At 46.9% G+C, this 19,033-nt stretch carries 21 protein-coding genes; 12 read left to right on the top strand and 9 right to left on the bottom strand.

Translation table 11 applies throughout. The features are described from left to right. Positions 1-57 precede the first annotated feature (57 nt). From bcrA to ACH97_RS20540, 8 genes are all read left to right on the top strand, one after another. On the top strand, positions 58-978 hold the full coding sequence (gene bcrA / locus ACH97_RS20575) for a bacitracin resistance ABC transporter ATP-binding subunit BcrA (protein ID WP_023855962.1): 921 nt from the start codon (positions 58-60) through the stop codon (positions 976-978). After that, complete coding sequence (locus ACH97_RS20570; RefSeq protein WP_023855961.1) at positions 971-1,705, top strand: ABC transporter permease; 735 nt, start codon at positions 971-973, stop codon at positions 1,703-1,705. The genes bcrA and ACH97_RS20570 overlap by 8 nt, the downstream gene beginning before the upstream one ends. A 121-nt stretch (positions 1,706-1,826) precedes the next feature. Next, positions 1,827-2,438, top strand: coding sequence for a bacitracin resistance undecaprenyl-diphosphatase BcrC (bcrC, locus tag ACH97_RS20565; RefSeq protein ID WP_023855960.1), 612 nt, complete (start codon positions 1,827-1,829; stop codon positions 2,436-2,438). A gap of 479 nt (positions 2,439-2,917) precedes the next feature. Beyond that, complete coding sequence (locus ACH97_RS20560) at positions 2,918-3,406, top strand: hypothetical protein (RefSeq protein WP_023855959.1); 489 nt, start codon at positions 2,918-2,920, stop codon at positions 3,404-3,406. A gap of 115 nt (positions 3,407-3,521) precedes the next feature. Then, positions 3,522-4,184: an ATP-binding cassette domain-containing protein gene (locus tag ACH97_RS20555; protein WP_023855958.1), complete on the top strand. Its 663-nt coding sequence runs from the start codon at positions 3,522-3,524 to the stop codon at positions 4,182-4,184. Next, positions 4,162-5,127, top strand: coding sequence for an ABC transporter permease (locus ACH97_RS20550; protein WP_023855957.1), 966 nt, complete (start codon positions 4,162-4,164; stop codon positions 5,125-5,127). Before ACH97_RS20555 ends, ACH97_RS20550 begins: the two co-directional genes overlap by 23 nt. A gap of 243 nt (positions 5,128-5,370) precedes the next feature. After that, the gene (gene coaA / locus ACH97_RS20545) at positions 5,371-6,330 is read left to right on the top strand and encodes a type I pantothenate kinase (protein WP_020452068.1); all 960 of its coding nucleotides are present in this window, start codon (positions 5,371-5,373) and stop codon (positions 6,328-6,330) included. A 14-nt stretch (positions 6,331-6,344) separates the two neighbouring features. Beyond that, the gene (locus tag ACH97_RS20540) at positions 6,345-6,728 is read left to right on the top strand and encodes a VOC family protein (protein ID WP_023855956.1); all 384 of its coding nucleotides are present in this window, start codon (positions 6,345-6,347) and stop codon (positions 6,726-6,728) included. A gap of 51 nt (positions 6,729-6,779) precedes the next feature. Here ACH97_RS20540 and ACH97_RS20535 read toward each other — a convergent pair whose 3' ends face one another. Further along, complete coding sequence (locus tag ACH97_RS20535; protein ID WP_023855955.1) at positions 6,780-8,018, bottom strand: MDR family MFS transporter; 1,239 nt, start codon at positions 8,016-8,018, stop codon at positions 6,780-6,782. An 84-nt stretch (positions 8,019-8,102) separates the two neighbouring features. Beyond that, positions 8,103-8,315 (bottom strand): YqzH family protein, encoded by a 213-nt coding sequence (locus ACH97_RS20530; protein WP_023855954.1) that lies wholly within the window; start codon positions 8,313-8,315, stop codon positions 8,103-8,105. Positions 8,316-8,590: 275 nt separating this feature from the next. Between ACH97_RS20530 and ACH97_RS20525 the strand changes: the two genes are divergently transcribed. From ACH97_RS20525 to ACH97_RS20515, 3 genes are all read left to right on the top strand, one after another. Further along, positions 8,591-9,853 carry a Y-family DNA polymerase gene (locus ACH97_RS20525; protein WP_023855953.1) on the top strand — a complete coding sequence of 421 codons (1,263 nt, stop codon included), beginning with the start codon at positions 8,591-8,593 and terminating at the stop codon, positions 9,851-9,853. A 15-nt stretch (positions 9,854-9,868) separates the two neighbouring features. Then, complete coding sequence (locus tag ACH97_RS20520; protein WP_020452064.1) at positions 9,869-10,207, top strand: YolD-like family protein; 339 nt, start codon at positions 9,869-9,871, stop codon at positions 10,205-10,207. Positions 10,208-10,418: 211 nt separating this feature from the next. Further along, positions 10,419-11,060 (top strand): FusB/FusC family EF-G-binding protein, encoded by a 642-nt coding sequence (locus tag ACH97_RS20515; RefSeq protein ID WP_020452063.1) that lies wholly within the window; start codon positions 10,419-10,421, stop codon positions 11,058-11,060. Between the two features lie 50 nt (positions 11,061-11,110). On the opposite strand, the gene ACH97_RS20510 is transcribed toward ACH97_RS20515, so the two are convergent. From ACH97_RS20510 to nikA, 6 genes are read right to left on the bottom strand one after another with little or no spacing between them, the layout of a single operon-like run. Then, a complete protein-coding gene (locus ACH97_RS20510; protein WP_023855952.1) occupies positions 11,111-12,439 on the bottom strand; it encodes an MATE family efflux transporter in 1,329 nt (442 codons plus the stop codon). 15 nt (positions 12,440-12,454) lie between these two features. After that, complete coding sequence (locus ACH97_RS20505) at positions 12,455-13,240, bottom strand: ABC transporter ATP-binding protein (RefSeq protein WP_020452061.1); 786 nt, start codon at positions 13,238-13,240, stop codon at positions 12,455-12,457. After that, positions 13,240-14,079, bottom strand: a complete 840-nt coding sequence (locus ACH97_RS20500; RefSeq protein WP_023855951.1) for an ATP-binding cassette domain-containing protein — start codon at positions 14,077-14,079, stop codon at positions 13,240-13,242. The genes ACH97_RS20505 and ACH97_RS20500 overlap by 1 nt, the downstream gene beginning before the upstream one ends. A gap of 1 nt (position 14,080) precedes the next feature. Then, positions 14,081-14,911, bottom strand: coding sequence for a nickel transporter permease (nikC, locus tag ACH97_RS20495; protein ID WP_020452059.1), 831 nt, complete (start codon positions 14,909-14,911; stop codon positions 14,081-14,083). After that, entirely contained in the window at positions 14,908-15,849 is a 942-nt protein-coding gene (gene nikB, locus ACH97_RS20490) for a nickel ABC transporter permease (RefSeq protein ID WP_020452058.1), read from the bottom strand. Before nikB ends, nikC begins: the two co-directional genes overlap by 4 nt. Continuing rightward, positions 15,846-17,375 (bottom strand): nickel ABC transporter substrate-binding protein, encoded by a 1,530-nt coding sequence (gene nikA / locus ACH97_RS20485; protein WP_023855950.1) that lies wholly within the window; start codon positions 17,373-17,375, stop codon positions 15,846-15,848. The genes nikB and nikA overlap by 4 nt, the downstream gene beginning before the upstream one ends. A gap of 269 nt (positions 17,376-17,644) precedes the next feature. Between nikA and ACH97_RS20480 the strand changes: the two genes are divergently transcribed. Further along, entirely contained in the window at positions 17,645-17,857 is a 213-nt protein-coding gene (locus ACH97_RS20480) for a hypothetical protein (protein ID WP_023855949.1), read from the top strand. A 149-nt stretch (positions 17,858-18,006) separates the two neighbouring features. Here ACH97_RS20480 and ACH97_RS20475 read toward each other — a convergent pair whose 3' ends face one another. Beyond that, entirely contained in the window at positions 18,007-18,633 is a 627-nt protein-coding gene (locus ACH97_RS20475) for an esterase/lipase family protein (protein WP_023855948.1), read from the bottom strand. Positions 18,634-19,033 lie beyond the last annotated feature (400 nt).

Raw genomic sequence — 19,033 nt, 5'->3', positions numbered from 1 at the left:
TTAAATCCTTCTGTTTATGATGTAGTTATAAGGCGAGTGAAAGAGAGTGGATCAACTTTGAACACAATTATTAAAACGACGGATCTCACGAAAATGTACGGGCCGCAAAAGTCTGTAGACCATCTCAATATCAATGTAAAACAAGGAGATATATACGGATTTTTGGGACGAAACGGCGCCGGCAAAACGACGACGATCAGAATGCTGCTGGGTCTGATCAAACCGACCAGCGGGCAGATAGAAATTTTCGGAGAGAATTTTTTCAAGAATAAAAAAGAAATTTTAAGAAGAATCGGATCTATCGTGGAAGTGCCCGGCTTTTACGCGAACTTGACGGCAAGGGAAAACCTGCTGATCAATGCGAAAATCATAGGTATCCATAAAAAAAATGCGATCGATGAAGTATTGGAGATCGTGGGCCTGCAGCATGAAACGAAAAAGCTCGTCGGCAAGTTTTCCTTGGGCATGAAACAAAGGCTGGGAATTGCAAGAGCCTTGCTTCACTATCCGGAGCTGTTGATACTGGACGAGCCGACAAACGGCTTGGACCCGATCGGGATCAAAGAAATGAGAAGACTCATTCATTCTCTCGCCAAAGAAAGAAACATCACCATCTTTATATCAAGCCACATTTTGTCTGAAATCGAACAGCTCGTCGATCATGTCGGGATCATTCATGAAGGAAAACTGCTTGAAGAAATTCCGTTTGACCATCTCAAAAAAAGAAACCGCAAATATCTGGAATTTCAATTATCCGATCAAAATAAAGCGGTCGTTCTGATGGAACAGCATTTTGATATTCATGACTACGAAGTTCACCAGGACGGGATCATCCGGGTATACTCCCATTTGGGCCAGCAGGGAAAGCTCAATAAATTGTTTGTCGAAAACGGAATAGACGTATTGAAGATTGCGATGAGCGAAGACAGTCTTGAAGACTATTTCGTGAAGTTGATTGGGGGCGGGACGATTGGCTAATTTGCTATATACCGAATTGCTGAAGCTTAAGCGGTCACAGATGTTTCTTGTCAGTATCCTGGGAGCGGCGGCAGCCCCTTTCATCTGTTTTATATCGTCTTTGGCTAAAAAAGCCAAGTACCCTGATGTACCGATTCGCTTCAGTGAGACCTTTTCCGATACCAACCTGTATATTGTGCTTTTGATCGGAGTCCCGTTGTATGGCGTGATTACATCATATTTATTCAATCGGGAATACGCTGAAAGCACGCTAAAGAATCTATTGACGATTCCTGTTTCAAGAATCAGCCTGATTGTCAGCAAATTGGTTCTGCTCCTCATTTGGATCATGATGCTGACGTTGATTGCCTGGGTGCTGACGCTGCTGTTTGGGCTGATCGGCCAGTTTGAAGGGCTCAGTTCGGCGGTTTTAATAGATGGGTTTAAACAATTTATGATAGGCGGGGCACTTCTTTTCTTCCTGGTCAGTCCAATTATATTTGTGACACTGCTGTTTAAAAACTACGTGCCCACCATTATCTTTACAATCATTATATCAATGGTCAGCATTATGGTATACGGCACGGAGTACAGCGCTTTACTCCCCTGGTCGGCGGTATGGGTGATCGCTTCGGGTACGTTCTTTCCGGAATATCCGCCCGAATATTCTTTTATCAGTGTTGCCGCCACAACCGTTCTTGGATTAGCCGCGACAATCGTTTACTTTAAAAAAATCGATATTCATTGATGCAGGAGGAGTCTAAGGGAATGTGCAACACATGTTTGTACATTCCTAATCCCGATAAAGGCTTATTGCACAATTTTGATGGATATATTTAGGATAAAAGTATAAAAAAGGAGAATGGAACATGTCTTTTTCAGAATTAAATATTGATGCTTTTCGTTTCATTAATGATTTGGGAAAAGAGTATTCGATGCTGAATCCGGTCGTTTACTTTCTGGCCGAATATATGATGTACTTCCTCGCGTTGGGTCTTGTCGTTTATTGGCTGACCCGGACGACAAAAAACAGATTGATGGTCATTTATGCAGTCATCGCATTTGTGATTGCCGAAATTCTTGGGAAAATCATGGGCTTTCTGCATTCCAACTATCAACCGTTTGCCACGCTTCCGAATGTCAACAAGCTGATAGAGCATGAAATTGACAATTCGTTTCCGAGCGACCATACGATTTTGTTTTTTTCAATCGGCTTTTTAATCTTCCTGTTTCACAAAAAGACGGGCTGGCTGTGGCTTGTGCTTGCGTTTGCCGTAGGCATTTCCCGCATTTGGTCGGGCGTTCACTATCCGCTCGATGTTGCGGCGGGAGCCCTTCTTGGCGTGTTGTCAGCTCTGTTTGTATTCTGGACAGCACCGAAGCTGTCATTTATTCATCAAATGCTGTCCCTTTATGAAAAGGTGGAACACCGGATTGTTCCTTCCAAAAGCAAATCGAACGATAAATCGAAGAACTTTTAAAGGATGAGGCTGCCTTGGATTTAGGCAGCCTTTGCTATGTGCACTCACAAATAAACGATCGGCTTCTTCATCCTCCAAATCGAAGGCGGTTCCCGACAGACCGTCTCCATGAAGGTAGACGGTCTGTCGGGTGCTTTGTTTTTTTGTACGAATAACAGCTGTAGAATCGCTTTCCAGGTATATAGGTTCCTCTTCTTCCTCCTTTTTTCATCCCCATTATAAAAGATGCGGGCTATTCATGACGAAAATTCCAAATAATAGGAATTTAATATAAGTAAAAATATGGTATAATATCAAATACATAGGAGGTGATAATTTCCAATAGGTAATGATAAAATGGTCCATTCTGCTAGAAATCTATTTTTTCATCCATTAAAATGAGAGAACTCGGACCTTAAATTGTTTTGGATGCGGCAGTAGCTTATGGATGGCAGCTGAAGACGTACATACGAATTATCAAAAATACGGAGGGAAACGAAATGAAAAAAGCGATTTTAGGGTTTTCTTTGTCTGCGGCGCTCCTGGTTCCATCCTCATTCGCTGCGGCTGCTGGGGACGGGCAGCTGACAAGTGAGCAAAAAGAACTGCTTGAAGCCAAGACAGAATACGTGCAGTCACTTCCTGAACAGGCATCTGTCCAAAGCGGTGTGACGGCATATGCAGGAAAAAGGCTTACAATTAAAAGAGGAAGCTTCCTCGCCTGGTCGAAAGATTATATCGACTGGTACTACAACGGCAAAAAAGTATCGAAAAGCAGCGGATCGCAGGATGTCGGCTACGTCTTTCCGAATGTCGTGAGAGCAAAAGGGATTAAAAGGTATTACAAGTCTTCAGGGCTTCACAAATGGAGAGCGAAAAAAACGCTGAGCTTCGGGACCGTTACACCGTGGGGAGATGTTGAATTCGCCAGCTCAACCTTTACAGACAGAAGGTGGGTCAATAAAAAAGGAAAATACGGAAACGATTAATTTGCCGTAAGCCATTTCATACAACGCTGCTAAAAGACTATTTTGAAATTAATGGCAGCGTTGTATAATGGAGAATGTTGCAACACCATCCTGATGCAAGAAAGGATTTTTTAAATTGATCAAAATCGATGACCTGACGAAATCTTATGGAAGCAAAAAGGTATTCAACCGTCTCAACATGAATATCGAAAAAAACAAAGTCACCTTCCTGATGGGGGAAAACGGCGCCGGGAAAACGACGCTCTTGAAATGCCTGCTCAAGCTGGAACATTTCGAAGGCGGCATTCTGTACGACGGAGAGCCGCTTGAAGCCGTCAGGAGCAAAGTGCACGTTATCTATGACGATTCCCCGTTTTACGATCATCTGAGCGGATATCAAAATATTAAACTGTTGATCAATAAACCTGCCGGCAAAGAAGAGCTGGAACAATTATCGCAAAAGTTCCTCGGCCGGGCGCTGCTGAAAAAAAAGGTTAAGACCTATTCATACGGACAAAAGAAAAAGCTGGCCTTAATGATCGCTGCATTAAACAAACCGTCATATTTGTTTTTGGATGAGATATCAAACGGGCTTGACTACCGGTCCATGATGGAGCTTCAGGCGCTGATCAATGACTGGTCGAGCAGGATGACGATTGTTGCCGCCGGCCATCAGTTTGAGTTTTATTCTTCAATCGTCGATCAATTATACGTGTTGAAAGACGGTTCAGCTATCCACATAGACAATTTTAAAACGAATGGAGCAGAATTGGGCGATGTCTATAAAGAATATTTATAATATTTTCAAAAAAGAGCTTGCATTTCAATCATATTCTAAAATGCTCGTCATGTTATTGCTTCCTCTATTATTCATTTCATCCGGATACATATATGTACATTATAAAAATACAATTGACAGCTATCAGCAGTTTAAAAAGACTGAAGACGAATATAAAGAACTCGGTATCGATATTAAGCAGGCGCTGGCGTCGCCCGTCAAGGTGAAGGAAGGGGAGCTGAAAAGCGAGGATGGCGACGGAGAGATCGTCGAAAATATTTTAAGGTTTGACTATGAGAATTTCGTCTTGTCCCTCCATCATCTGGAGCCCAAGCAGTCGGTTATCATGACGCTTGAGCTGATGGGCTTCATCATTTTTCCCTTGGCTTTTACGCTGTATGCCATCTATATCTCCTCTTACGACATCAGGTTCAAGACGGTGAAAGTGAAAGCTGTCAGCCATGATTGGAAATCCGTTCTGCTGGCCAAACAGTGTTCGGTTTACATGGTGATGGCTGCCGCCGTGATCGCCGTTGTATGTACGGCATATGTGTCAAGCTTCGTCTTTTATTCCCTGGCTTCAAGAGCCATACCGGTCGGCGAGTTCACAATACCCGCTGTTTCAAAAAGCAATATCCCGCTTCAGCTCGTTGTCGTTCTGGCGGTCAGCTTCATTTTTTCGACGGTCGGATTTTATTTGGGCGTCCTCTTCAGAAGCTTTATTACGCCTGCTTTGCTGTATATCGTTTACAGCCTGCTTATCCCTGCTTTGGGGAGATTCGATTTGAAAAACCTGCTGTCTAATCTCGGGCATGCGGTTTTCAGTTTCAGCGGCGGCTTTAAACTGTTTACACCGGTGAAGGTGGACATGATTCCGGTCGTCATCATTTTAGCCGCATCTGTCGGCTTGCTGTCTGCGGTTACTTATTATATGGCGCACAGGCAAAGCAAATATGTCGTTTGAAAAAAGAGCGCAAGTGCCTGCGCTCTTTTTTTTGCAAGCGACGGATGCCCGTTGGCTCAGGTTTGGCAGGCGAGTGTCAAATAGTTGGAACAACAGAATCTGCCGTCTCTGGATGAGGCGGTTGTTTTGATTGAAACCTTGTTCCTCGTAAATATTCGAAAAATTCTATATAATAATAAAGCGGTCTCAGGAATTCATGCACTTTTTAGTAAACAGCTTTTGAACAGAGGGCAGGTGAGTATAATGGCGAATCAGGATTTGAATTTGCACACGTTATATACGAGTCATACCCGCGATGCCTGGGCAAATCTCGGCGGGCATATGGCGGTAGAAATGACCGAAGAGGAAGTAAAAAGGCTTGAAGGTTTAAATGACTATCTGTCTTTGGAAGAAGTCGAAACCGTTTATGTTCCGCTGGCGAGGCTGCTTTATTTACACCGGACAACTCAATATGAACGGAACACCCGGGTGAACGGTTTTTTGAACCATCCTCACGCGGCCAAAATTCCGTTCATCATCGGGATTGCCGGAAGCGTCGCGGTTGGAAAAAGCACGACGGCCCGCATCATTCAGACGGTGCTCTCCCGTTTGCAGGAACGGCTGAAAGTCAGTCTGATCACAACCGACGGTTTTCTTTATCCCAATGCGGTGCTGACAGAAAAACAGATGATGTCGCGGAAGGGGTTTCCGGAAAGCTATGATGTCAAAGCATTGCTTGAGTTTTTAAACGATTTAAAATCCGGCAAGGAAATCGTTCGCGCACCCGTTTATTCCCATTTAACGTACGACAGATTGGAAGGGGTTTACGAAACGGTTGAACAAGCGGATATCGTCATCATCGAAGGCGTCAATGTGCTGCAGACACCGACGATCGAAGACGACCGGACAAAACCGCGGGTTTTCGTTTCCGATTTTTTTGACTTCTCAATTTATGTGGATGCCGAAGAAGACCTCATTATCAAATGGTATCTTGAACGCTTTCGCATGCTCAGAGAGACGGCATTTCAAGATCCGAGTTCTTATTTCCATAAATTCAAAGACCTTGCGGACGAAGAAGCGGACCATATGGCAAAGTCAATATGGGAGACCGTCAACCGTCCGAATTTGTATGAGAACATTCTGCCTACAAAATTCCGGTCTGATTTAATCTTGAGAAAAGGCGAAGGCCACAAGGTGGAAGAGATTCTCGTCAGACGGGTGTAGAAGAGGAGGCTTGCATGATCCATCATATTGAACTGTATGTTTCAGATTTGGAAGCGTCGAAGCGCTTTTGGGGCTGGTTTCTCGGAGAGCTCGGCTATGAGGTTTTTCAACAATGGGAAGACGGGATCAGCTGGAAAGCAAACGGCGCCTATCTCGTGCTTGTGCAGGCGAAAGAGCAGTTTGTCAAAGCAGGTTATCACAGGTGCCGCGTCGGTTTAAACCATCTTGCTTTTTACGCGGCATCCAAAGAACAGGTCGACGAAATGACAATGAAACTGAGGGAGCGGGGATGCCGCATTTTATACGAAGACAGACATCCGTTTGCCGGCGGAAGCGGGCATTATGCCTTATATACCGAAGATCCCGACCGCATCAAAGTCGAACTTGCGGCGCCTTGAGGCGGGCGTACGCCGGAAGGCCGGCCTTTGACCGAGCCGGCCTGTTTTCAATTAATGCTGCATCGTTTTTTTCGAACTTAATTTGACTTTTGCTTCATCTATTTTGAGCTTCCGGAAGGCTGCCACCAGGAAAGGAACGCCGCAAATAGTGACAGCAGACAGGATTGCAAAAGTGAAAAACGGCTTTTCCGCTCCAAAGGCGTCCAGCAGCATTCCCCCCGCCCAAGGGCCGATCACGCTTCCCAGCTGGGTGAAGCCTATAGCCCCGAAGTAAGTGCCTTTCAGCTCAGGCCGGGCAATCCGGTCGACCAGTAAATCCATCATCGAAAAGAGAAGCACTTCCCCGATCGTAAACACGATAATGATCAAGACGATGGACCATAGATCGTGGAAAAACGAGAGGCTGAACAGGCTTCCGCTAATCAGCACATTTCCGGCAATCAGCGATAAAATCGGTGAAAACCGTTTGGCGATATGTACGATCGGGTACTGTACGACAAGCACGGCCAAGGCATTCAGCGTCAGCATCATACCGAACACTTTTGTCCCGTCTTCGATGAACGGGCTGGCCGCCATGTATTGTGCGAGCGTGGATGTGAAGTGGGAATACCCGAATAAACAAAGAATCGAACCGATTAGTGTAATCGTAAATACCCGGTCTTTTTTTGTCACCTCCAGCGCGTCCCGCACTTTTATACGCTTATTCCGCTCAGTTGCCGGTACGGTGTGGTGTTTAAACTGAATGACCAGCACCGCCGCATAAATAAAATAAATGAAAGCCGCAATGAAAAACGGCAGCGTCGTTTTCGAAGATCCGAGGTACAGGCCTAAAAGCGGACCAAAGACGACGCCGAGGTTGATCGCGGTATAGCGGAGATTAAAGACGAAAAGGCGCGTTTCGGGTTTGGATACGTCTGAAAGCAGCGCTCTTGAAGTCGGTTCAAACAAAGCGCGGCATAATCCGTTTAAGGCATTCATGACAAAGAATGTCCAGACATGATCGGCGAGCGCGAAACCGGCGAACACGAATGTCCAGCCGAAAATCGAAACGAGCATGATGGTTTTCCGGCCGAACCTGTCTGATAAGTACCCGCCGTAAAAGCTTGCCGCAATTCCAATCAGAGAGCTCGCTGCAATAACGGCGCCGGCAAAGCCGGAAGAGGCGCCTTTCACTTGTGTCAAATAAATTGCTAAAAAAGGGATGCTCATGGCTGTGCCCATACGTCCGAAAATGGTTCCGACAATAATGGTCCAGCTGAGCGGGTGGATGTTCTGCCATTTTTGTTTCATGAGAAACTCTCCGTTACGTTTTTATTTGTTTATCATACATGAAACAAATGGCGGTGAATAGAGGAATTTCTATATGCTGGGTGATCAAAAGGAGAACAAGCCTTGATTTGTGACATAATCATAGATGACATCTTCGATATGGGCATGCAGCCCCTCATTCGGTTCCTCGATCCGCCTTTCCTGCAAAGCCAGCTTCAGGATTTCTTTTTCGCCGGGGCTGAGCGGATCGGTTGCAACATTGCGTCCGTACTGCTTCAGCGCCTGTCCGAGCATTTTTTCAATCAGTTTCTCATCCATTTGTCTTTCTCCTTTAGGAGCGCTTTTTCTTTTATCTTACTAGGAAAAAACGAGGTTCTCAAGGGAGCTTTCAATTTGAGTCATTAAACCGGATGCGGCAGCATTCCGAACTGGAATGATCCGCCATGTCACCTTCTTTCCAAAGAAGGTGTTTTTTGTTGTTTTCAGCCAGGATTTTCTTTGGATAAAATTACGCCTGGAAATCGAACGTATATTCGGAGTATAGTATTCATACACTAATTGTGCGAACATCAGTTCTTTTTGGAGGGAGAGAGATGGATTACGGTCAATATCCGTCGCGTTCGGTTTTGTGCGTTGATATGCGGAGCTTTTATGCAAGCTGTGCCGCAGTCCTGCTCGGACTTGATCCGATGACTTGCCTGCTGGCGGTTGTCGGAAACACGGAGCGGCAGGGGAGCATCGTTCTCGCTGCTTCTCCGGCTCTGAAAAGAGAGTTCGGCGTGCAAACGGGAACAAGGCTTTATCAGCTGCCGGATGATCCGCGCATCAAGCTGGTCAATCCAAAGATGGGGCTGTTTGTCCGTGTTTCTACAGAGCTCACCCGGCTGTTCTGCCGCTATGTGCCGCCTGATGCCATTCATACGTACAGCGTGGATGAAAGCTTTATTCAGGTGGACGGTGTTGAGAGCATGTGGGGAGACGCCCGAACGATTGCGATGAAAATTCAAGATGATATGGAAAGGGAGTTTGGCCTTCCCTGTGCTGTCGGAATCGGACCGAATCTGCTGATGGCAAAGCTGTGCCTTGACCTTGAAGCGAAAAAATCAGCAGACGGAGTGGCCGTTTGGGGCTACGAAGACGTGAAAACGAAGCTGTGGCCGCTGTCTCCGCTGCGCCGCATGTGGGGAATCGGCTCCAGGCTGGAAAAGACGTTAAACCGGATGGGGATTTTTACAGTCGGTCAGCTGGCTCACTATGATCTCAAGCGGCTTGAGAAAACATTCGGGGTGATGGGAAACCAGCTCTATTATCACGCTTGGGGCATCGACCTTTCAGCGATCGGAGCGCCGCTCTTGGAGGGGCAGGTCAGCTATGGAAAAAGCCAGATTTTGCTTCGCGATTATCCGAATCCGGAGGAAGTCAAGCATGTCATTCTTGAAATGTGTGAAGAAGTGGCCAAAAGGGCGCGCGCCCACCGCCAGGCGGGCCGGACCGTCAGTCTTGGCGTCGAATACAGCCGCGATGAGCTTGGCGGCGGGTTTTACCGTTCAAAAACAATGGAAAGCCCTTCAAATGTCACCCTTGATCTCTACCATACATGTCTGGCATTGTTCGAGCGGTTTTATGCCGGCAAAACGGTTCGGAAAATTTCCGTCTCTTTGTCCAATATTCAAGACGACACCAATATGCAGCTTGATCTTTTTCGTCCCGATCAGGAAAAGAAGCGGCAGCTCGGGTACGTGATGGACGGCATCAGAGAACGGCACGGATCAACAGCGCTTTTGCGGGCTGTTTCCTATACAAACGCCGGGACGGCCCGGCTGCGGTCAAAATTGGTCGGAGGCCATCAGGCATAGAAAGGAGAATCATTTATGCTTCGCGACAGAGGCAGTATCAAATGGGTTTCCATGATGCTGCCTGAGCACGTGGAATTGCTCAGGGAATATCATGAAAGCCTTCAAAAACTCAAAAAACCGATCCTGGATGAACAAAAATATGAAGAATTTAATGAAATCATTTGTGAAGCGATGGCAGAAAACAGAATGTTGCAATTTGCCTATTATCGGCAGGGGGAAGTGAAAACGCTGGCCGGCCGGATTCACTATGCCGACGCCCTGAAAAGGGAGCTGCGGATCGTAAGCCGGGCGGATGAAATATGCATTTTAAAGATGGAGGATATCATTGAGATTGAATACGATTGTCGTTTATAATAGAATCAGTATTCGGAGGTGGATAAAATGGTAAATGACATTCATTTGCCGACTGCAGCGTCTCATGCAAAGCCTGTTATCTTGAAAGGCGATACTTTGCATGAGGCGGGGTTATAAACAAATCGCCTAAAAAAAGCAAGGTATCATTTCTGATCATCCGGCTTTGCACCTTATTTTTAAATATAGATCCATAAATAAGGAGCTGGCAGAAATGAAGACACCTTTTATCAGAAATGACCAATATAATTTTATTAAGTTTCAAACGGACAGCCTTGTTCAGGGACATGCGAACATCAATGACGAAAACGTACTTGACGCTTTGAAATGCAATGCGCTCGATCAAGTGTTCAACCTGTTTCCTGATCTCAGCAGCGATCAAAAGTCTTTGCTGCAGAAGATGGCAGAAGTGGAAGACAGCGGTGAAGCGATGCGCTTTTTAGCCGAATTAAAGCCTCATGTCATTCCATTTCAGCGTATAACAGTAAAAACCGCTAAAAAGCTATTTTCTAAAGTGAAGAAGTTAAAGACGCCCGATTTTGAACAGATGGATTTCAGCGGATATTCCTACCTGGGATGGAATGATGCAGGATCAGGCAGAAAGTACATGATTGTGGATGCCGGCGGAAAGCTGACCGGAATACACGGCACCATCAAATCCAGCAATAAAAAAGGAATCTGCGCGATATGCAACAGGACCGAAGAGATCGGACTGTTCATGGCCCGGGTGAAAAGCGGGAAAGAAACCTATACAGACAGAGGCAATTATATTTGCTGTGACAGTGAAACATGCAATCAAAATGTGATGACGCTGGATCATCTGAACCATTTCGTCGCACAATTAACGAAAGAATAAACGAGAACCCCCCGGCTAAGCTTTAGCCGGGGGGTTTTATGATTTGGCTTTTAGCCTGCCTCTTTCGCAGCACTTCGCTCTCCGAAGAGACGGGTGGTCAGCCCGGGAACAGCCATACATAAGAATACGGAACGTCCAAGGCTGAATAAAAGAAAAGCGAGCCACAGCCCATGGTTTCCGAAAGCGGGCACAGCGGTAAAAAAGGCGGCCAGGAAGACGAGAACAGCCAAGAACATTGAATTTCTGACCGGGCCTATTTCAGTCGCTCCTGTAAAAATCCCGTAAAAAACGAGTCCGAAACTTGCGGCCAAAGGAAAGAGAGCGATCCAAATATCGTAGGTTTTCGCTGCTTCCAAAACGCTTTCAAGCGGTGTAAACAAGGGAAGGATTACACCTTTCAAAAGAAAGTAGCCGACTGAAAGCAGCGTGGCCGAGATCAGCGACCACTGGATCGAAAGGGAAAGCGTACGGGAATAAAGTTCCCGATCCATTCTTCCAACGGCTTTCCCGGCAAAAATGCTCGATGCATTGGCAAATCCATCAAACACATAAGCCATCATATAATGAATTTGAATTAAGATCGCATTTGCGGCCAAAACTTCAGCGCCGAAGCCGGCTCCTTTAGCCGTAAACAAATTAAAAACCGTTAAAAGGCACAATGTCCGAATCAATAGATCGCGGTTGACAACCATCATTTTTTTAAACGGTTTCGGGTCGAACAAAACCTTGACGGACGGCAGCTTAAACCGCATGGCGGCATTCGTTTTCACAAGCCAGCAGCCGATCAGGCAGCCCGTCACTTCCGCAATCAAAGTGGCTAGAGCGATGCCGTATACTTCCATGTGAAAGACGTAGACAAAAACGATGTCAAGCACGATATTCAAGACGTTCATCGAAATCTGCAAAAGCAATGTCACTTTGATAAGGGACATTCCCATCAGCCAGCCGAGAATGCAATAGCTGATTAAAGCAAATGGAGCGCCCCAAATCCTCAGCGAAAAATACTGCGAGGCGAATTCAGCGGTATGGCGGTCAGGCTGTATCAGCGTCAGCGCTGCGTATTCAAGCGGTTTTTGCAAGAGAATGAACATCAGTCCGGCAAAAACCGCGATGCAAACAGGCCGGGCAAGAGCCAAAACGCTCTCTGATCTGTTTTGGGAGCCGAGCGACTGAGCAGCGAACCCCGATGTGCTCACCCGCAAAAAGCCGAGGAGCCAATACATCGTATTAAAAATCATCGTTCCGACTGCAACACCGCCGATGTAAGCAGGGGAGGAAAGCTGCCCGGCTACCGCCGTATCGACCGCCCCCAGCAAAGGAGTGGTGATCGTTGAAATGATCAGCGGAACGGCGAGTGCTAGATAATGTCTGTGATTCATCTCTTATGACCCCCCTTAGGATTCAAACACCTGAAGCAGCTTTTTGGCATATGGGTGCCTTTCGGCAGAAAAAAGCTCTTCTTTTTTAAATTGATCGGCAATCTGCCCGTCTTTCATGACCATGATGCGATGGCTCATAAAGTGGACAGCGGCCAGATCATGGGAAATAAACAAATAGGAAAGCCCCATATCATCCTGCAAATCTTTGAGGAGGTCGAGGATCTTCGCCTGACTGGTGACATCCAGGCTTGCCGTAGGCTCATCAAAGATGATTAAAGACGGGTGAGTGCTGATGGCTCTGGCGATTAAGGCCCTTTGGAGCTGCCCGCCGCTTAATTCATGCGGATAGCGGTCAAGGAGGCTCGAGGGAAGGCCGACCATTGAGAACAGACGCTCAGCCGTCAGACGGCGGCTGCCTTGGAAGTCCTTTAAAAATGGCGGTATGTCTTGTTTGGAAACATCAAGCGGCTCCATAACTGAATCGATAATATTGAGCTTTGGATTCAATGATGCGGCCGGATTTTGAAAAACAGCCTGCAGCTTTCGGCGCAGTCTTCGGGTCTCTTTTTTGTTTATGCCGGGAAGCGGATGTTGATGAAGCCGAATCTCTCCGTGATCGATTTTTTCGAGCAGGAGAAGGCAGCGCGCGAGGGTGCTTTTCCCGCTGCCGCTCTCGCCGGCGAGCCCGAGGCATTCGCCTTTTCGAATGGAGAACGATACATTGTCAACCGCTTTGTGGCCGCAAGCGTAATGTTTTGTCAGATTGCTGACAAAAAGAACGGTTTCTGCTGAATGGGTCATCACGCACCTCCTGTTCCCGCCAGCGCCGCTTCCTTTGTTTCAGGCGCGGCTGTCAGCCTCGGCGGAGGATTTTTCAGCGGCGGGACGGCTGCGAATAAACGTCTTGTACATTCATGTGCCGGTTGTCTGATTAAATCAGCGGTTAAGCCGCTTTCGACGATTTCTCCGTTTTGCATGACAGCGGTTTGATCGGCGTACCTTTTGACAAGCCGGAGGTCATGAGTGATAAAAAGGATGGCGCAGTTTGTTTTGGCGCGCATCACGGTGAGCTGTTGCAAGACGTCCGCGGCCGTGATGCTGTCTAAAGCCGTTGTCGGTTCGTCTGCGATGAGAAGCTTCGGGCGGAGCACCATCGCTTGAGCGATCGCGGCCCTTTGGAGCTGCCCGCCGCTCAATTGAAACGGGTAGCTTTCATATACTCTGTTTTCCGGCAGAGAAACCTCCCGAAAAGCGCGGAGAATCGCTTCTCTTCGCTTGTTTTTAGACCAATCGGTATGCGTTTTGACCATTTCGTCAATTTGTTTGCCGATCCGTATAAAAGGGGTGAATGCTCCGTGACAGTCCTGAAAAATACAGGCGATATCCTTTCCGCGCATGCGTCGGAGCGCTTTGCGGCCGGCTTGAAGCATCTGGCGGCCCTCAAATATCACATCTCCGCCGGACACCGTTAGTCCGTCCGGAAGCAGCCCGGCTATGGCCGAAGCGGTCAGGCTTTTTCCGCTGCCGCTTTCCCCGAGCAGCGCGAACCATTCCCCTTCATGGATCGAGAAGGAGGCATTTTTGACAATGGTGTGCTGTCGGGAGCTGATTGATAAGCCCTCAATGGATAACATCGGCATGCTAAGAAACTCCTTTCTTGTGTTTAACGTCAAACCTGTCCCTTAAACGATCACCGTACAGGTTGGACAACAGAACGATGAACATGATCGCAAGACCGGGAATCACCATAAGCTGAGGCGCATGCAAAAAGTAATGTTTTCCGTCATTCAGCATGGCGCCCCATTCCGGGTATGGAGGCTGAGCACCCAGTCCGATATAGGACAGGGCAGCAATCATTAACACCGTTTTTCCGATATCAAGTGTCGCAAGTACGGAAACGTTGCCGAGAACATGGGGCAGCAAGTGCTTTTTTAAAATCGCCCCGGAGCCTAAGCCCGTCAGCTCGGCCAAGGCGATGTAATCTTTTTGTTTTTCCGAAAACACCGTGCTGCGGACCAGCCTTGCATAGCCGACCCATTTGACAGCGACAACGGCTAATATTAAGTTCATCAGACCGGGGCCAAGCAAACCGCTTAAAACAATCGCGACAATATAGTCCGGAAACGCCATGACCGCGTCAACGATTCTCATGATCATCCGATCCAGCCGTCCGCCGAAAAAGCCGGAGACAAGCCCGACGGGAACGCCTATGAAAACGGAGATCAGAATCGCGGCCAAGGCGGTGCCGACCGTCGCTTTCGCACCGGCGATCATTCGGGAAAATATATCTCTGCCCAAATGGTCTGTCCCGAGCCAGTGCTGCAAGCTGATCGGCTGGAGACGGTTGGCCATATCTGTGCGGAGCGGATCGAACGGCAAAAAGAAGGGGACGGTGAACAGCGCCGCGGAAAACAGCAGCACGAACCACAGTCCTGTTTTGGTTCGGAATATAAGTTTGACGTTTTTTCTCATCGGCGTCCAGCCTCCTTTAAGCGAATTTCCGGATTGAGGTACCGATAGGAGAGGTCGACCAAAAGATTGATCAGGACAACCGTGATCCCCATGAAAAGAATGTACCCCTGAATGATCGGATAATCACGCTGAACGATGGCGTCAACGACAAGCTTGCCGACGCCGGGATATGCAAACAGGACTTCAATAATCACCGTGCCGCCGAGCAGGCTGCCGAGGCTGACCCCGAATATCGTGATGACAGGGACAAGACAGTGGCGAAACGCGTGAAAGAAGAAAATTCTCGCCTCGCTGATACCGCGCGCCCTGGCTGATCTGATGAAATCCTGACCAAGGCTTTCGATCAAGCTTGACCGTACAAGGCGGACATAAACGCCCGACATCGCGATCCCGAGCGTGAGAGAGGGGAGAATCAAATGTTTAAACGTTCCGGCTCCCATCGACGGCAGCCAATTCAGCCTGACGGAGAAGAGATCGATCAGTATCAATCCGAGCCAAAAGCTTGGGAGCGCGGCTCCCACTAAAGCGAGCAAGCGGCCGAGATGATCGATCCACCGATCCCGGTATAAAGCGGAAAGCGTTCCGACCGGCACGGCGATCAGCAGCATGACGAGAAGCGATGCGCCGGTCAGAAGCAATGTCGCCGGGAATTTCCGGCTGAGCTCGTCGATGACGGGTTCGTGTGTTGTATAGGATTTTCCTAAATCAAATTGGAAAAAGCGTTTAAACCAGTTCCAATATTGAATATAAACCGGTTTGTCCAAACCGAGCTCCTCTTTGAATGCCTCGATCTGCTCGTCTGTTACCGCTACATCATCTACGCGAAGCATCTGTTTCACCGGATCACCGGGAGCTGCTTTCATAAATACAAAGCTGATAAACGAAAGCAGGAATAAGAATAGAACCAGTTCAAACAGCCGCTTAGCGATCTGCTTCATTTCGTTTTCACATCCAAATCTTTCGTCAGCATATAATACTCACTTTTGCTCGTTTCCCAATTTAATACACCGTCTCGGTATGCCGTGATGTTTTCGGGAGTGACGATAAAAGAGTTCAATGTCTCCTTCTCGATCAATTCAGCTGCTTTTTTAGCAAGGCGGTCTCGCTTCTCTTTGTCGATTGTGCGGTTGAATTCCTCAATCCATTTGATCAAGGTTTGATTTTCGATGCCGCTGTAGTTTAAAGCGCCATTCGGTATATAGGCGGTGTTCAGCAAATAGCCGGCATCGCCTCTGGGCGCGGTCATCGAGCTGTATGTCGCCAAATCCCAATCATCGTTCTTCGCCAAATACTCATCGATATTTTCGACTTGTTGAATCTTAATCGAAATGCCCAGTTCCTTCGCATTTGATTCAAGAATTTGTGCGATTAAAGGCAATTCCGGACGAGACTGATAGGTTAGCAGTGTAAAAGATAAGGCTTGTCCGTCCTTCACGGCTTTGCCGTTTTCAAGCTCGTAGCCGGCTTTTTTCAGCTCAGCTTTTGCCGCTTCCAGTCCGCTCGGCTTTTGAACCGTACCGGCGGAAAACGGGAAATCCGCTAAGAAAGGTCCGTCTGCCGGCTGAGCATGCCCGTTCAAAATGCTTTCAGCGATTTCTTTGCGGTCCAGTAATGCGTCGAAGGCGCGGCGCAGGTGACGGTCAGCGAAATGATCCTTCTTTGTATTGTAGAGAATCTGGTGAACGCGCAAGCTCGGCACCGAATCAACGGTAATCGATGAATCTTTTTGAATTTGGTCAATATCCTCCACGCTCGGTCTGTAAATAATGTCGGCATCTTTTGATTGGAGAGCCATGACGCGGGCGTTTGCGTCTTCATTAAACGAAAATGTGACGTGCTTCAGCTTCGGTTTGCCGTCCCAATAATCGTCATAGCGTTCTAACTCTATTTTATGGCCGGCCTCAAAAGAGGAAACTTGAAAAGGGCCCGTCCCAACGGGCTGTTGAGAAATGTTTGCTGCGCTGACGTCAATGATCGATGTGTTTGGATGAACCAATTCTGAAGGGAATTCGGGAAAAGGCTCCTTTGTTGTAATCGTCAATGTTTGTCCTGCAGCTTTGATTTCTTTAATTTTTAAGGCGTTATTCATCGCTTTGCTCTCGCGTATCGTCCGTTCTAAAGACGCTTTTACCGCTTTGGCATCTGCTTTTTTGCCATTTTGAAACGTCAGATTGTCTTTAAGGGTGAAGACCCATGTTTGTCCGTCTTTACTTTCCCAATCCTTGGCAAGCCAAGGTTCGATGGAAAGGTCAGCGCTGATTTTGACGAGCGTTTCGCTGATGCCGGCGCGGACAGCCGTATAATTGACATCGAGATTCGGGTCAAGGGTTTGACTTGGAATATTGAAAAGAAAGGTGAGTTTCTTCTCATCACCTTTCGCTGAGTCAGCGCCTCCGGCGGAGCAGGAAGCGAGAATGAAGAGAAAAACAATCGGTATGATCATGCGTTTTGCTATGTAAGCCATCGGTTAATACCCCCAAGTAGTAATGATTTCGATTTACCTTCATTATCATAGGGGATATTTCCTTTGTTGTAAAGGAATGTTTGTTCGTGTTTGACGAAAGTGCGGGGACAAATTTTTCGGAGCCCGGCCAGCTTTTCCATATAAAATAGGTCTGCAAAAAAGAAAGCCCGAATAATTTGAAACAAGGGAGTTAATGGAACGATTTACAGGGGAAAAAAATATGCTGTTAATAAGATGTTCAAACAGCAAGTGAAAGGAGCCATAAAGCGATGATGATTACAGTAAAAATACGCCATACCGCTGAAACCGAAGGCACAGACATAGGTGACTTCACTCCTGCTGAACTCGAAAGCATCGTCCAGACGATCAGAAAATACGGAGCTTGGCTTTCACCTGATGCCGACGCAGATGATTATAAATTTACATTCCAAGACGCTAAATACAATCTCGAACAAAGAGTCTTTGAAATCATTGTGGAATAATCATATATCGACGGGGTTGACGGACACTGAATGAACGATCGGAAATGGCGTTTATTTAGAGTCCTTTTTATTTTTGCCGGGTGGGAAGACAGTCCCGATAAATGAGGAGGAGCCTTGAAGAAATTTAGCTCTTCAAGGTTCCTTCACTTTTACTTCCCGTTGACGGTCAGCCCGTCTTTAATCAAGGCATTCACTTTGCTGCTGAACAAAAGGCCGACATGGCTTACGCCTGAGATTTGCACATTGTTTGCACCACCAAGTTTGGAGAGGCTGTTTAAGACGATATAGTCGCTTGTGCTGTAAATCGAAGTGTATGAGATTTTGTCATTCGGAGCGATTCCCTGAGGCGCCGTGTTTGTAACCAGCCGGTTAGCACCCCCAAGGGTAACGACATGTCCGACTTTATCTGCTCCGTCCAGATTTTTAATATAATAGAGCGTATTGGCCCCGCCCATGCTGTGGGCGACAATATCGACTTTTGATGCTCCTGTTTGATTCAGCACATGCTTGATGTATTCGGATAATGTCGGCGCATTAATTTTATTATTTCCTGTTTTATCGATAAAGTTGATGGCGTAAAGCTCACTGCTTGTCCAGCCTTGAGATTGTAAATACGATTTAATGCCGATGAAGTTATAATTGGCTCCGCCGATGCCGTGAACCATGACGACCGGATTGTGGGAAGCGGCGGAAGCTGTTGAAGGCCGGCATGAAAATACGGACACAACAGACAGCATGCAAATCAATAGAATAGATAAAAATGAATGGCGACGCATTGTTTCTCCTCCTAAAAAAGTAATAAGTTCACAACAACGACAATTCTATAAAACGAACATATGAAAACGAAGTGTAAAATTATCTATTTTTTACACTCGGAAAAAGAGCAGTATATGAAACGGTTTTTTGCCGCTGGGCGCGCCGGTATCCTATGGGGCAAGGTGAGTGAAGCTTTTCAGGGAGATGGCAAATCGATTTGTGCTGTTGAATTAGAACTAAGAATTTACTCCCATTCATCTACTGACGTATTAAAATGGTAAATTGGGAGCGGGAAACGGTATAATAAGGAAGCATATCCATTGCTTAGTTGCAGAACATTTGTGCCGATGGTCAGGTATAATGTTGAAAGGAGAGGTTAGATTTTGATGAAAACATGGGCATTGAAAACAATGTGCCTGT

Origin of the sequence: Bacillus paralicheniformis (assembly GCF_001042485.2) — a bacterium.
Taxonomy (GTDB): Bacteria; Bacillota; Bacilli; order Bacillales; family Bacillaceae; genus Bacillus; species Bacillus paralicheniformis.
Note: the sequence above shows the minus strand (reverse complement) of the source record. Positions and strands in the feature narration are given on the sequence as shown.

Excerpts from the sequence above, each read along its gene's own strand:
- bcrC (WP_023855960.1), top strand. The coding sequence starts at position 1,827 with ATGTCTTTTTCAGAATTAAATATTGATGCTTTTCGTTTCATTAATGAT.
- ACH97_RS20560 (WP_023855959.1), top strand. The coding sequence starts at position 2,918 with ATGAAAAAAGCGATTTTAGGGTTTTCTTTGTCTGCGGCGCTCCTGGTT.
- ACH97_RS20550 (WP_023855957.1), top strand. The coding sequence starts at position 4,162 with ATGTCTATAAAGAATATTTATAATATTTTCAAAAAAGAGCTTGCATTT.
- coaA (WP_020452068.1), top strand. The coding sequence starts at position 5,371 with ATGGCGAATCAGGATTTGAATTTGCACACGTTATATACGAGTCATACC.
- ACH97_RS20540 (WP_023855956.1), top strand. The coding sequence starts at position 6,345 with ATGATCCATCATATTGAACTGTATGTTTCAGATTTGGAAGCGTCGAAG.
- ACH97_RS20535 (WP_023855955.1), bottom strand. The coding sequence starts at position 8,018 with ATGAAACAAAAATGGCAGAACATCCACCCGCTCAGCTGGACCATTATT.
- ACH97_RS20530 (WP_023855954.1), bottom strand. The coding sequence starts at position 8,315 with ATGGATGAGAAACTGATTGAAAAAATGCTCGGACAGGCGCTGAAGCAG.
- ACH97_RS20525 (WP_023855953.1), top strand. The coding sequence starts at position 8,591 with ATGGATTACGGTCAATATCCGTCGCGTTCGGTTTTGTGCGTTGATATG.
- ACH97_RS20520 (WP_020452064.1), top strand. The coding sequence starts at position 9,869 with ATGCTTCGCGACAGAGGCAGTATCAAATGGGTTTCCATGATGCTGCCT.
- ACH97_RS20515 (WP_020452063.1), top strand. The coding sequence starts at position 10,419 with ATGAAGACACCTTTTATCAGAAATGACCAATATAATTTTATTAAGTTT.
- ACH97_RS20510 (WP_023855952.1), bottom strand. The coding sequence starts at position 12,439 with ATGAATCACAGACATTATCTAGCACTCGCCGTTCCGCTGATCATTTCA.
- ACH97_RS20505 (WP_020452061.1), bottom strand. The coding sequence starts at position 13,240 with ATGACCCATTCAGCAGAAACCGTTCTTTTTGTCAGCAATCTGACAAAA.
- ACH97_RS20500 (WP_023855951.1), bottom strand. The coding sequence starts at position 14,079 with ATGCCGATGTTATCCATTGAGGGCTTATCAATCAGCTCCCGACAGCAC.
- nikC (WP_020452059.1), bottom strand. The coding sequence starts at position 14,911 with ATGAGAAAAAACGTCAAACTTATATTCCGAACCAAAACAGGACTGTGG.
- nikB (WP_020452058.1), bottom strand. The coding sequence starts at position 15,849 with ATGAAGCAGATCGCTAAGCGGCTGTTTGAACTGGTTCTATTCTTATTC.
- nikA (WP_023855950.1), bottom strand. The coding sequence starts at position 17,375 with ATGGCTTACATAGCAAAACGCATGATCATACCGATTGTTTTTCTCTTC.
- ACH97_RS20480 (WP_023855949.1), top strand. The coding sequence starts at position 17,645 with ATGATGATTACAGTAAAAATACGCCATACCGCTGAAACCGAAGGCACA.
- ACH97_RS20475 (WP_023855948.1), bottom strand. The coding sequence starts at position 18,633 with ATGCGTCGCCATTCATTTTTATCTATTCTATTGATTTGCATGCTGTCT.